Genomic DNA, 12,634 nt, shown 5'->3' on the forward strand with positions numbered 1-12,634 from the left:
TAGCCTGTTCAAGCCACACTTACGCGTTTCCCTAATCTATGGCTTTCCTTCAATTTCTCGATGACAATCATATTATTTACGGCGTCATCTAAACCAATAGGTGCTTTATTATTCCCGAGGATGCTTAGGGCAAACGCATCTGCCTGCAAAGCATATTGATCACATACTTCAAAATCTATCAGGGTTCTTTTGTCTTGCTTGACCAACCAAATTTTTGTGGGCCTGTCTTTCGGGGGATTAAAAGGGATTTCAAAAATTAGGCTCCCTTTCGTACCAAAGATTTGCGCCTGTTGATTGTCGGCCAGCTGAGTGGCACAAAAAAAGGAAGACTGTCCCTTTTCAAATTCAAGGATACCCGAGGCCAAGATGTCTACTTTGAATTCAGGATGATATTCGATGTTCGCCAGTACATTTTTCGGCTCTTCCCCGAACAAATATCGGGATATTGAAATGGGATAGCACCCGATATCCATCAAACTACCGCCTCCGAACGGTTTGCTGTTTACTATACTCTGCGGGTCGTCCTCAAAAAAGGAAAAAGAGGACTGAATCGTTTTCAATTCCCCGATTTTACCGGCATCTACCAGTTGTTTGGCCTTGAGCCACTGCGGATGGAACCGGTACATAAACGCCTCCATCACTTTTAATCTTGGGTGTTTCTTTGATTCGTCCACTAATTTCTGCGCCTCTATACTATTTAAGGCAATAGGTTTCTCGATGAGCACATTTTTGCCGGCCCTTAAAGCCTTAATGGCCCATTCAACATGCAAATGGTTGGGAAGCGGGATGTAAACCACTTGAATTTCAGCATCTTCCAATAGGTCCTGATAGCTTCCATAATATCTGGGAATATTGAATTGGTTTGCCGCCTTTTCCGCCCTATCCTTGTTTCTCGAAGCAATGGCCGTCACCGAACAATAGTGGCTTTTTAACAGGGCGGGGATCACCTGCTCAACTGCTATATCGGCGGTGCCCAAAATACCCCATTGTATTTTTTTATCCATAGTATTAGTAGCATCAGCCCTATATTACAAAGTAACCCTAAACGCATTCATTGTACCACCAATATATTACATAAATCATATTATATCTTAACTTAAGAAGTCGAAAATTTTCCGTATCATTATCATATGAGTTAAACTATATCTTGATATGGAATTTGTTTGTGAAAAAATTTTCGTACCCAGCAATCACTCTTTTATATCCCGTAAACTGCCTTTGTCGTCAAATGCGAGGATACATTCCCACAAAAATTACGAGTTGAACTACATCACTTCGGGTGTGGGCAGAAGAATTGTCGGCGACAATATTTCAGGCTTTGAAAAAGGAGATCTGGTGCTTATGGGCCCCGACCTGCCGCATTGCTGGGAGGTTCTTGATACCGAGGGAGATGAAATACCTGCTAGTATCGTTACCCATTTTTCGGAAAACATCATTGATTCTGACTTCTTTAAAATGCCAGAACTTGAAAAAGTGGTCGCTTTGTTAAAACAAGCGAACCGTGGCATACGTTTCAAAAGCGAAAACGATACCAAAATTCGGGAGATATTGACCGACATGGCATGTAGCAAGGGTTTGGAATATTATATCGGACTTTTAAAAATATTCAACCTTCTCATCAAAATCGAAGATACGGTGCGGCTCTCTAATCCCATAAACCGATCCTCGGTCTTTTCAAAAAACATCGATAAAGTAAATAAGGTCTATGAGTACGTTTTTCAAAATATACATGAGGGTATCCGGCTCGATGAGGCAGCAGACGTATTGAACATGGCCCCTAGTTCATTCTGTCGTTTTTTTAAGAAGAAAACGGGCAATACCTTTATGGAATATGTAAAAAACGTACGGGTGGGGATAGCTGCGAAACTTTTGGCCGAGACGGACAAACAGATTACCCAGATCTGTTTTGAAAGCGGTTATAACAACCTGGCCAATTTCAACCATTATTTCAAGGCCAACATGGGGAAAACCCCTTCGGAGTACCGTAAAAATTTTCAATGATGGTCGCGTCCGGTATTCCTGATGTAACGCAATTATTTGTGTTTCCAAAAATAATCTCAAGCCTGTCGTTTATCCGAACCTATTGTGACTTCCGGGCAATTCACCATGTATGCTTATGGCTACCAAAGAAAGTAAGGCGATAAAAACGACGATGGCCAAAAGATACAGTCCCCATCTTTTCGGAGATACTGCGTTGGAACCCACATTTACAAACTCCGTTTTTCCGTTACGGATTATGCTATAAATCACTAGAATATTCAAGAGGTACAAGTGATGGTTCACGCCCATTTTTCCGGCAAATAATCCTGTAACCAAATAACTTAGCACGGCGTACACGCCCAAATAGAGAAAAAGAAAAAATGTGGCATCCTTTGAACCGTAGTTACTGTCTTTTAGCTTCCAGAATACAGAAATCGCCATCAGCGCTAGTACAATTGCGGCTACTATAGTGCTTATGCTGGCAATCTGTTCTACATTTGAAATTTCTCCCAAACGATTCAAAATAGGATCATAGGCCAGTGACTCCCTAAAAATCATCAACGGGATAAAAACCAACAACACGAACAAACTTAAGATATTGACCCAAGTTTTAGGTTTTCCTGCGTCGTCAACCGGCCATTTGGAGCTGAATACCCCATAAGCCATACCCGCACCGCCAAAGAAACCGATGCTGTACTCCATAACGTTCCACATGTTGAACGGTATTTCGAGCACGTTGCCCGTAACTTGCAAAAAGTTGCCAAAGCTGAATCCGAAACCGCCGCCCAATGCCGAAAAGATCGCAACCCGTATGGCGGAATTTCGCTTTGCGCGGGCCATATGCAAAAGCATGGCGAGTCCGGCCCCTAAAATTACGGCCCAGGCTTCCGATCTAGGGGGTGTCATCTTAAACCCGATTTGCTCTATCAGAAAAAAATAGGTAAGTAATGCCCCTGCTACCATTTCCGATACCAGAGCGCCCCAATTGACTTTTGTCTTTTTAGTCGCTTCAAGCACTAGGCCCACCATTCCGCCGCCTAACAATCCGAACAAGGCACCGATGACGAAGAGCATACCTAACCCATAAAATACGTTTATGAAATTATCCGCTTTGCCGTAACCCACAACCTGTCCATAACTGATCATGCCGCCGGCGCCCCACCCAATCGCGGATGCCAAAGCTATCAATACCATTTTAGCGTACCAGTCCTTTCTATTGGAAACTACAACGAGTGCCAGTCCACCAATGGCACCGGCCCACGCGGCGCCCTGTTCGTGACCGAATTGGCCCCTGATCGCCCAAGCCGTTGCCAGCGATAGCGCTACAACCAAGACCCTCGTGTTTTGTTTTTTAGTGCGCATTTTTGGTTAGTGTATCGATTAATTTGTCTTGATAACTTAAAGCTGCATCGCCTAAAGCAATGAATAACACTACGAGCCTATAAACATTGGTTTGTATTCTTATTTTTAAGATTGTGCCTTCAGCGTTCGGGCTATATAATCGAACGAGTGGACTTGCCGTATTCGAACAGGTCTAAATGATGTTTGATTTCATTGCGCTTATCCGTACTAAGTCTTTTCAAGGGAGACGCCATATAATCTTCGCAAATGCCCAAGATGGACAGGGCACATTTTATGGCTTTTATACTTCTTGTCGGCGAATTTTCTACGCTATAGATAGTGTCGTGAATATGCAAAATCTTTTTCCGGATTTTTGCTATGCCCGGCAAGTCGTTTGAAAGGGAAGCTTCGTAGAGGTCAACAAATAATTTGGGAAACACATTGGCCCCTCCCGCAACGCTTCCATGGCCTCCCTTCAAAATGGCGTCGGATAGAAAGAGTTCGTCACCAACGATTACCGAAAAATCCGGAGTATCCTTGAACGCTTCGATAAAAGCATACAGCACCTCAAGGTCCCCTGAACTATCCTTTACACCGATGGCCCCAAGTTCCTTGCCTATTTTTACGGTAGCCGGTGATAGGCTCAATTTGGTGCAGCTGGGAATATTGTAGACTAAAAAGGGTAAAGGCAGCAAGGGCGCGAGCACCCGAAAGTAGTCGTTTATTTCTTCTTCGGCCAACGGAAAATAAAAAGGCGGGGCTACCACGAGCGCATCCGCTCCAGCAGTTTGGGCATGATGTGCTATATCCAAACTTGCTTCCAAAGAGGTGTCCGTAATACCCACCAAAACAGGAACCCTGTGTTCTATAATTTCGCAGGCCTCTGTTATCAATTGCTTTCGCAGCTCGTAGCCCAAACTTGGTCCCTCGCCGTTTGTGCCTAACAAAAAAATTCCGTGTACTCCTCCATCTAAAAGATGTTCGATAAGATTTTTTAGGCCTGCACTATCCAACTCCTTATTTTCCAACAAGGGAGTAATCATCGGCGGGATGATACCTTTCAGGGGCAATTTCATAAATTTATATTTGGGTCTTAACAAATTAACATCAAAACCACGCCTTAAACCACTATAATTTTGTGAGAAACATATTATATATTAACCTTAAATCTGATTTCAAGTCAACTATGAAAGGATTTTAATTATACTTCTACCTTTTCTTTGGAAGCCGTTATACGTAACTTATGATATAATTCAAGGTTAAAAATGGTGTTTACTTATGAGAAACCCCGTTGGCTTTTTGTTGTCGGATGGAGCATTGTTTTTGACCTCTAAAATGGTAGGAAGCATACGTAGAGCGCCCATGTGAGTATGGCCGACGAGGATGAAATAGTATAGTATTTACAGCTAATATTTAACGTATTTTCCGTAAAATATGACTAGCTCGCAAACCTTGAATTTAGTTTATTTACAAAAATGAAAAATATGAAATATTTTTGTCTGCTAACGTTCTCACTGTTTTTCCTTACCTCTAAGGCCCAATCCGTAAAACCGATCGACGTTATGTTAATAGACCATCCCGCCGTAATAACCCAGGAATTTATTTACGAACTCGAAGACGCTTTGACCCCGGAGTGTCACGCCTCTACCGTGGAGGTCAGCAATGGAGCCGTTGTCGCCTCGTGGTTCGGCGGTACCAAGGAAAAAAACAAGGACGTCGGCATTTGGGTATCGCGGAATACGGATGGAACGTGGTCTATTCCAATTGAGGTCGCCAACGGCGTGCAAAAAGATGGTACACGCTACCCGAGTTGGAATCCCGTACTTTTTAAGCCTAAAAATGAACCCTTATACCTCTATTATAAAGTAGGACCCAGCCCGCAAGAATGGTGGGGGCTTTATATGACTTCCGAGGATGATGGCAAAACTTGGTCGGAACCGGTAAAACTTCCGAATGGTATTTTAGGTCCCATAAAAAATCAGCCCGTACAACTAAAGAATGGTACCATTATTTCGCCTTCGAGCAACGAGACCCCATCAGGGGAATGGACCATCCATATAGAAAAAAGTACCGATAACGCTAAAACCTGGACAAAGTCTGAACCCCTGAACGACCCTGCCGAATTCGGGGCCATTCAGCCCGTAGTCTTAAACCATGGAAATGGCAAATTGCAATTGCTCAGCCGGACAAAAAATGATGTGATCTCACAAAACTGGTCGGAGGACAGCGGAAAAACTTGGGGAGAAATGACGGCAACCTCCCTTCCCAACCCGAATTCAGGTATCGACGGCGTGACCTTAAGAGATGGCCGCCATCTGTTGATCTACAACCCTACCAGCAAAAATTGGGGTGATCGGGTGCCATTGAGCTTAGGAATTTCTAAAGACGGCAAGAACTGGGAGCGCGTAATTGAACTCGAACCGCTTCGGGAAACCACCGATAGGGAAGGCGAAGAATATTCATATCCCACTGTAATCCAAGCCGAGGACGGCAAAGTGTACCTAGTGTATACTTGGAATCGGAAAACGGTTAAATATGTCGTTCTGGATCCTTCGAAAATCAAATAGATGCGTACTAGGGATGCGAGCCTTGGCAACTGTATTCCCGGCTTTGTGAGAGAAAGTTAAGAGGGCGGATTTCAACCCGATGTAGTCGAATGGCTCGGGGAGAAATTAACTCAGTTGATTATTGATGCCCGGAAAGACAAGAAGGTTTCAAAGTTTTCGTCGGAGTAGCTCTGAATCTCTAATTTGATACGTAAACGCCGTATTGGAGAAACAGGAAGGCTAAGCGATCAATTAGACTTAGGAACTTTTTAACTACAAAGCGGCAAAAAAGCCGTCATCGGCCCTTGGAACGATACATTTAGTTATAGCAGATTTCCTGAGGCTTCAGCCTTAGAATCCATAGTGCGGCCGATAGTTAAACCGATTAGCATTCCGAAACCGATACCCAATGAAATGCCTACAGACCGCTCAAAACCGGATAAAGCAATCACTCCAAAAAGTAGACCAAAAGAAGATCCAAGAGCTATACCCAAATTAGTATAATACCTTTTGGGGGTTAAGGAAAATGTATCCTTTAAATATTTTTTAAACTGTTTAAGGACTTTATTATAATTTTCAGTAGGTGTATTAAAATTAAGAGCATTAAGCGCGCGCTCTATAGATTGAATTTCAGTTTCTGATAAATTTCTCTTCTCCAAACCGATAATAATTTGAATGAATTCATGGTAAACCTTGATTTCAGATTTTTTACTCTTTTCGGATACTAAACTTTCAAAATAATTAAGTGCGTTTTTTAGTGTCATAATTTCTAGTGTTTTCTTGGTTAGTGGCTGAATAGAAGATTTATTACATGCCGACGTATTTTTAAATATAAGGTTCAAAAATTACTCAACTCAGTACCTTTAGAAAGTGCTTATTTATTTAATTCTTCTATATCAGCAATTAATTCATCTAATTTTTTAAATACCCTGCCATACACCCAATTTAAATCCCATTGATAAATTCTACCCCCAAAGACATACATTAAAACCGCAATTACCAGGGCTATTATCCACATAAAAGTGGGAATTCCATAGATGAGGTGAAATCCGGAATTCAAAATCGCTTCATTCGTCATTTCTTCTGCTTTCAATGCATGTACTATGGGCATCAAAGCTGCCAAAAATATTAGGGGATAAAAAAACCGCATAAGCTTTATGTTGTTTGAAATGGCCATTTTGAGCCAACTGTTAAATAACTTGAGATAATCATAGCTACTCACATTGGCATCAATCTTTTTGAGGGTATTGGCCCGTTTCATGCTTATCCAACATACCCTGATCAAGAGGAAAAAAATAAATGCACCTGCAATTGGAGTTCCCAAGGCAGCGTACACCCCCAACTGTAAAAATGCAAAAATCAAAATGAGGTACATATTAACCTTCATCATTCTTTTAAATTTGTCAATGATATGAATCGATTTTTGGTGATAGAGGTTATTTATTTTCGGTGCAATTAATGCATCCTTTTTAAGAAAACCGGCTTTCCATACATTTTCAATTGATTTTTCCATCTAATAGTATCTTTAATCTGTTTTTAATCCTTTTGACCCTGACTCCAATATTATTCGGATTTGTTCCTAAAATATCAGCAATTTCGATGTATGGTTTTTCTTCTAAATAGAGCATAATAACGGCCCTATCAATTTCTGATAGTTGTCTAATAGCATCATATAATATATTTAGGGATTCGTCTGCAAATGCGTAAGTATCTTCAATTTCCTCAGCTGCCAAAGAATCAGATACAAAATGATGGCCATTATTTTTCTTTTTCTTGAGCAGGGTCAGGCAAACGTTTAATGAAATGCGATAAACCCAGGTACTCCATTGCGATTCTTCACGAAAGTTTTCCTTACTCCTCCAAATTTGCAAACATACTTCCTGAAAATAATCTTCAAAATCCTCCTGAGAATCAGTATAGGCCCTACAAATTTTTATAATTATTCCGGAAAAGGGTAAAATTGATGATATGTAAAAATCGCTCCCCAATTTTTTTTCTACTTCTGGTTTATTGCTTTTTCGTTTTCAGTGGATTCTCTTGATAAAAGCAGAAAGTGCAGTGTATACCCAACAATAAGAATAGTAAATATAGGCATTGAATATTCTGTATCTGACAACACCAAACTACAACCAATCATAACTGCTGCCCAAGTGATTGCACTTATAATTCGAACATTCGTCAACAATCCGATTATTTTCTTTATTGTATCCATTTTTTAATGTTTTCTTGGTTAGTGGCTTAAATCTAAAATTATTACACGCTACTGATCTTTTTAACCGATGTGGCTTGGCTGATATAATTAATTGCCAGCTTCATTCCTGACATGAAATCAATGAATTGAAGTTTGCTGCTGTGCGTCGATTTACTGCGGTCAAGGCTACTTCTTTTATGAGCTCTTTTCCCTTCTCAGTATTTTTATAATACGGTTTATTATAATTTCCGATAAATTCCAGTCGTAACCATCAAAATTAGTTGTATTGATAAATTGAATGACCACCGTGTCGATGTCTTTATGGTATTCTGCAAGACTCTGATAGCCGGGAAGCAGACCTCCATGTTCGTATACGTAGGGATAGATTTCCTGTTCCCCCTCATCAAACACTGACCCATCGTTTAATGCCCTAAGGAATATGCCCACATCTTCTGCTGTCGCTATCATTGAACCATAATCTTCAGCCTTTTGATCATTCTCATACCCCACGTAATAGCCACTCATTAAATCGTTCATATTTACATCACGAATCGATCCGAACGTATGTTTTAGTCCTAAGGACGTCAAAATTTTCTCCCTGATATATTGGAAATGGCCATAACCCACCACTTTTTCAATGAGTTTGGAAAGCAACAAATAATTCGTATTGGAATATTCATAATCTTCATCCGGTTTAAAGTTGGCCGGCATATCAAGGGCATATACAAGAGCTTCTTCACTGCTTTTCGGTGGATTTTCCCAAAAACCGGGATGGTCGGTCAGATTGGGAATGCCGCTCCGATGCTGCACCATCATTCTCACGGTGATTTTTTCTGCATTTTCAATCCTTCCCACAAGTTCTGGAAAGTAATCGGCGAGCGTTTCATCCAATGATAAACGCTTGTCATGTACTAACTTTGTAATAGCAACGGCGACATACAACTTGCCAATACTGGCGATCTTGAATAAGGATTGCGGGTCGGCCGGTATCTGATTCTCTCTATTTTTCCAACCTGCGGCGTAAAAGGCTGGTTCCTTGCCCGCCTCATCAACATACACAATCATTCCGTCAAATTCATATTCAATGGCTTCATTTACTTGTTCTTGAACCGTATCTGGCAGTGGCTTTATCCACGCCTTTACCAAAATCCATGGTACAAACCATAAAGAGCTTATGCTTGCAAGTATAAATACTATTCTGAGCATTTGTTTTGTTTGTTTCTTCTTCATAATGTCATGTTTTGTAAGGACAATGTACTTTTATTAAATTGCTCATATCCAATGTAAAACTGCTTACTATTAATCGGCAGAAGATGTATTGTAAATTACAGGCATTTTCCCTTTCCACTTTTTCCATAAATCACCATCACTTATTAAAGTGGCCATAAAGTGACCCACATTAATACGACTGACTTTACCTCCATTAAAAATAGCACTTTTGGTCGGGGAAGGGTGTATTTCGTAATCAGTGACTTCATTCTCATCGGTTAGTCCATCAGGTCTAACGGCGGTCCATTCTATAAATTGATTGTTCTGTCCGATTTTAGTTCGCAAATAATCTGCGGCCTTTTCGTTATCTACATGTGGTGGTAACAGCAAACGAAGAAGGCCTATAACGCATTTCTGTGCAAATGAAATAGGTTCATTTAAGTCACGATTGCGGTTACCGGTAGTATTCATCAAAATAAACCGTAAACGTTGCTCTGGATTATTGACTTTGATGGCTTCACATAATCTACGCGTAGCATCTGTAACCAATTTCCTAGGCTGTCCATAGACACCTTTCCAAGTTAGGTTATGACCAAGACATGATACAATGGCTTGACAACCATGACTATGTTCGCTCATTTCTCTGTCACCTAATTCTAAAATACTTGCGGGGATGATTTGCAGGCCGTCATTATTTTTCCAAGATTCCGGCAACTTTTCCGGAGACCTTACAATTGCTTTTACTTGATGTTTTTGAATGAGAAGTTGTTCAACCAAATGTTTTCCTGTTGCGCCACTTGCACCTACTACTAAAACCGTCATATTATTTTTATCTAATTAATTTTTCAAAATACTTATTTGCTTCTCTACTTTGGCGAATTTCCATTTCAGTCCGAACAAAGGTCTTAAGAAACCAAGCCTTCTTATGATGAACTCATAGATTAGATAGCACGCTAAACCGGTAAAGGCCACAATGCCTATGAATTTTAATAGGATGGGCATTTCCAATGGCAATATCAACAGGGCCCCGGCATATAATACAAACATGTGGATAATATACACAGGATACGCCGCTTGGCTTAAGTAGCTTAGGGTTTTACTTGGTTGGTTCAAGTATTTATAACCAAAACCGAATATCCCAAAAATCCAGCAATTGGATTCGATGGCCATAAGATATCCAGGTGCTTCGGTTCCAAATTGTGCGAATCTGATCCCGTACAGAATGATGGCCAGACCAGTGTACAATCCTCTCCATTTTAAAACGGTTTGCCAGAAGGGCTTACCACTGTACACCAAAAGAAAACCGAAAAAGAAGGTAAGAAACCCATTAATAAAGCCATGCCAAGTTTGGGCATACATTACAAACGGCTGGGGCTTTACCAGCACCACCTCCATGACAAAAAATAGGCTAATCATCAAAGGTCCAAGGGGATGGCTCATTAGCGCCGATACCGCTCTTTTAATTTTACCGTTCCCCTGATTCTTCAGATAATTAAAAATCGGCAAAAGTAAGAGTACGTACACAAAGATATTTCCCAGAAACCATAAATGGCCTTGATGGGGGTAATAGCCCAAGGGAATACTGTAGTACTTCTGAAAAATAAACATATGCAATGGAACAATGGCCACTATGCCAAAGGTGTTTATTTCGTCAACGGACTCATGGAATCGACCTTGAACAATTTGCAAAAGATCCAAGACTTTAGAGTCGTCAGCCGGACTTCGGCAGAAAAATACGGCAACAATAAGAGGAGTATTCCAGAAATAGCAGAGGACCTACATGTCAACTATGTGGTAGAGGGTAGTGGCCAAAGGGTAGGAAATCAGATATTACTGAATATCCAATTGATCGAAGCTTCTACCGACAGACCTATTTGGGCAGAGCAGTATAGCCGTGAAGTGGTGGATGTATTTGCGCTACAGAATGAAGTGGCAAAAAAAATCGCAGATGCCGTTAAGGCAAAGATGACGCCGGCCGAACTAGCGCAAATAGAAAAAAAACCTACTGTAAATCTAGTAGCCTATGATTTCTATCTCAAAGCCTTGAGCCCCTTCCATATGCGAACCAAAGAGGGATTGGAAAAAGCAATTGCCCTATTTGAGAAGGCGATTGAGCAGGATTCACAGTTCGCTATTGCCTATGCCAATATCGCAATATCCTATTACTTTCTCGATGTAGATCAGAAACAAAAACAATATACCGAACAAATCAACAACTTTGCTGACAAGGCCCTGCTTTACGATACCAAATCTGCTGAAAGCCTCATCGCCAAGGCACTTTACTACATGCAGAACAACGAGTATCAATTGGCCTTGCCACATCTTGAGAAAGCCTTGGAGTACAATCCCAACTCCTCGGATGTAATCCAGATGCTTGCGGTTTTATATGCCGATGCCGTTCCCAATACAGGCAAATATCTGGAGTACGCTTTGAAAGGCATCCAACTCGATATGGCTGCCAAGGATTCCATGACCAAAAGCTATATCTATTTGAGTCTAAGTAACGCACTCATCCAAAACGGTTTTGTGGATGAGGCGTTTACCTATATCAACAAGTCTTTGGACTACAATCCCGGGAATTATTATTCGCCATTTTTGAAATCTTTTATTCTGTACGCCAAGGACGATAATTTGGATCAGACCAAAAACCGATTGATTAAGGAATGGTCCAAGGATACTACCCGATTGGACATCCTGCAGGAAGTGGCGAAATTCAATTATTATCTGGAAGATTATGATAGTGCATTCTATTATTACGAAAAATTCGTCAAGGCGCGTGAAAGAAACGGTCTGGATATTTATCCTCAGGAGGATATCAAGATTGGCTTTGTTTACAAAAAGAAGGGCCTGAATGAACAAGCGGTACAATTTTTCAATGCGTATGCGCGATATTGCGAAAAAGACCAATCAATTTATAAGAGTGCCAGCACGGCGGTAAAGTACACGTATGAAGGGCAGAACGACAAGGCGATCGAGCAACTGAAAGTTTTCGCAACACAGGATAATTACCAGTATTGGATCTTACTATTCATGGAAAAAGACCCGCTCATAAAACCCTTGAAAAGCCATCCGGAGTTTAATGGAATCCTTCAAAAGATTAAAAATCGATTTTGGCAAAAGCAGGCTAAACTGAGAACGTCCCTAAAAGAGAAGGGACTTATATAATCATTCAAACAAGATTTCTATCCGTTTGACCTTGTGAATACCCAATTGAGACATACTCTAATTCTTCTATCTATAATTATGGATTTCATACAGACTGCTCCAAATGAAGCTTGACTAAAATCAGAAAAGTAAGAGTCCCGTATAAAGGCCCGATTGTATTAATTAACACTTTTCCCAAAGCACGGAATCTTTGCCTACAGTT

The 12,634-nt window shown here is 40.8% G+C and carries 13 protein-coding genes; 3 read left to right on the forward strand and 10 right to left on the reverse strand.

Going from position 1 to position 12,634, the window contains the following annotated elements; translation table 11 throughout:
- Positions 1–8: 8 nt before the first annotated feature.
- On the reverse strand, positions 9–1,004 hold the full coding sequence (locus tag BLT07_RS17795) for a Gfo/Idh/MocA family protein (RefSeq protein WP_091872800.1): 996 nt from the start codon (positions 1,002–1,004) through the stop codon (positions 9–11).
- Positions 1,005–1,152: 148 nt separating this feature from the next.
- Here BLT07_RS17795 and BLT07_RS17800 point away from each other — a divergent pair, with 148 nt between their 5' ends.
- Positions 1,153–2,001, forward strand: coding sequence for an AraC family transcriptional regulator (locus BLT07_RS17800; RefSeq protein WP_091872804.1), 849 nt, complete (start codon positions 1,153–1,155; stop codon positions 1,999–2,001).
- Between the two features lie 69 nt (positions 2,002–2,070).
- Here the strand turns inward: BLT07_RS17800 and BLT07_RS17805 are convergent, their stop codons facing one another.
- The gene (locus BLT07_RS17805; RefSeq protein WP_091872808.1) at positions 2,071–3,342 is read right to left on the reverse strand and encodes a hypothetical protein; all 1,272 of its coding nucleotides are present in this window, start codon (positions 3,340–3,342) and stop codon (positions 2,071–2,073) included.
- Positions 3,343–3,473: 131 nt separating this feature from the next.
- Entirely contained in the window at positions 3,474–4,397 is a 924-nt protein-coding gene (locus BLT07_RS17810; protein WP_091872812.1) for a dihydrodipicolinate synthase family protein, read from the reverse strand.
- A gap of 408 nt (positions 4,398–4,805) precedes the next feature.
- On the opposite strand from BLT07_RS17810, the gene BLT07_RS17815 reads away from it, so the two are divergent.
- Positions 4,806–5,888 (forward strand): sialidase family protein, encoded by a 1,083-nt coding sequence (locus BLT07_RS17815; RefSeq protein WP_091873065.1) that lies wholly within the window; start codon positions 4,806–4,808, stop codon positions 5,886–5,888.
- Between the two features lie 302 nt (positions 5,889–6,190).
- On the opposite strand, the gene BLT07_RS17820 is transcribed toward BLT07_RS17815, so the two are convergent.
- The 7 genes from BLT07_RS17820 to BLT07_RS17850 all read right to left on the reverse strand — a co-directional run bounded on the left by BLT07_RS17820 (position 6,191) and on the right by BLT07_RS17850 (position 10,896).
- Positions 6,191–6,631 carry a hypothetical protein gene (locus tag BLT07_RS17820; RefSeq protein WP_139205161.1) on the reverse strand — a complete coding sequence of 147 codons (441 nt, stop codon included), beginning with the start codon at positions 6,629–6,631 and terminating at the stop codon, positions 6,191–6,193.
- Between the two features lie 110 nt (positions 6,632–6,741).
- Positions 6,742–7,380 carry a hypothetical protein gene (locus BLT07_RS17825; protein ID WP_091872818.1) on the reverse strand — a complete coding sequence of 213 codons (639 nt, stop codon included), beginning with the start codon at positions 7,378–7,380 and terminating at the stop codon, positions 6,742–6,744.
- Positions 7,364–7,855 carry an RNA polymerase sigma factor gene (locus BLT07_RS17830; protein ID WP_091872821.1) on the reverse strand — a complete coding sequence of 164 codons (492 nt, stop codon included), beginning with the start codon at positions 7,853–7,855 and terminating at the stop codon, positions 7,364–7,366. The genes BLT07_RS17825 and BLT07_RS17830 overlap by 17 nt, the downstream gene beginning before the upstream one ends.
- 8 nt (positions 7,856–7,863) lie before the next feature.
- Positions 7,864–8,079: a hypothetical protein gene (locus BLT07_RS17835; RefSeq protein WP_091872826.1), complete on the reverse strand. Its 216-nt coding sequence runs from the start codon at positions 8,077–8,079 to the stop codon at positions 7,864–7,866.
- A gap of 174 nt (positions 8,080–8,253) precedes the next feature.
- Positions 8,254–9,288 carry a serine hydrolase domain-containing protein gene (locus BLT07_RS17840; RefSeq protein ID WP_091872830.1) on the reverse strand — a complete coding sequence of 345 codons (1,035 nt, stop codon included), beginning with the start codon at positions 9,286–9,288 and terminating at the stop codon, positions 8,254–8,256.
- Positions 9,289–9,357: 69 nt separating this feature from the next.
- Complete coding sequence (locus BLT07_RS17845; RefSeq protein WP_091872834.1) at positions 9,358–10,089, reverse strand: NAD(P)-dependent oxidoreductase; 732 nt, start codon at positions 10,087–10,089, stop codon at positions 9,358–9,360.
- A gap of 15 nt (positions 10,090–10,104) precedes the next feature.
- Positions 10,105–10,896, reverse strand: coding sequence for an acyltransferase family protein (locus BLT07_RS17850; RefSeq protein ID WP_245726589.1), 792 nt, complete (start codon positions 10,894–10,896; stop codon positions 10,105–10,107).
- Between BLT07_RS17850 and BLT07_RS17855 the strand changes: the two genes are divergently transcribed.
- A complete protein-coding gene (locus BLT07_RS17855) occupies positions 10,876–12,432 on the forward strand; it encodes a tetratricopeptide repeat protein (protein ID WP_245726590.1) in 1,557 nt (518 codons plus the stop codon). The genes BLT07_RS17850 and BLT07_RS17855 overlap by 21 nt on opposite strands.
- The last annotated feature ends 202 nt before the right edge of the window (positions 12,433–12,634 follow it).

The sequence above is a fragment of the Pricia antarctica genome (assembly GCF_900101815.1).
GTDB lineage: Bacteria > Bacteroidota > Bacteroidia > Flavobacteriales > Flavobacteriaceae > Pricia > Pricia antarctica.

Coding starts and splice junctions, on each gene's coding strand:
- BLT07_RS17795 (WP_091872800.1), bottom strand. CDS start 1,004: ATGGATAAAAAAATACAATGGGGTATTTTGGGCACCGCCGATATAGCA.
- BLT07_RS17800 (WP_091872804.1), top strand. CDS start 1,153: ATGGAATTTGTTTGTGAAAAAATTTTCGTACCCAGCAATCACTCTTTT.
- BLT07_RS17805 (WP_091872808.1), bottom strand. CDS start 3,342: ATGCGCACTAAAAAACAAAACACGAGGGTCTTGGTTGTAGCGCTATCG.
- BLT07_RS17810 (WP_091872812.1), bottom strand. CDS start 4,397: ATGAAATTGCCCCTGAAAGGTATCATCCCGCCGATGATTACTCCCTTG.
- BLT07_RS17815 (WP_091873065.1), top strand. CDS start 4,806: ATGAAATATTTTTGTCTGCTAACGTTCTCACTGTTTTTCCTTACCTCT.
- BLT07_RS17820 (WP_139205161.1), bottom strand. CDS start 6,631: ATGACACTAAAAAACGCACTTAATTATTTTGAAAGTTTAGTATCCGAA.
- BLT07_RS17825 (WP_091872818.1), bottom strand. CDS start 7,380: ATGGAAAAATCAATTGAAAATGTATGGAAAGCCGGTTTTCTTAAAAAG.
- BLT07_RS17835 (WP_091872826.1), bottom strand. CDS start 8,079: ATGGATACAATAAAGAAAATAATCGGATTGTTGACGAATGTTCGAATT.
- BLT07_RS17840 (WP_091872830.1), bottom strand. CDS start 9,288: ATGAAGAAGAAACAAACAAAACAAATGCTCAGAATAGTATTTATACTT.
- BLT07_RS17845 (WP_091872834.1), bottom strand. CDS start 10,089: ATGACGGTTTTAGTAGTAGGTGCAAGTGGCGCAACAGGAAAACATTTG.
- BLT07_RS17855 (WP_245726590.1), top strand. CDS start 10,876: ATGCAATGGAACAATGGCCACTATGCCAAAGGTGTTTATTTCGTCAAC.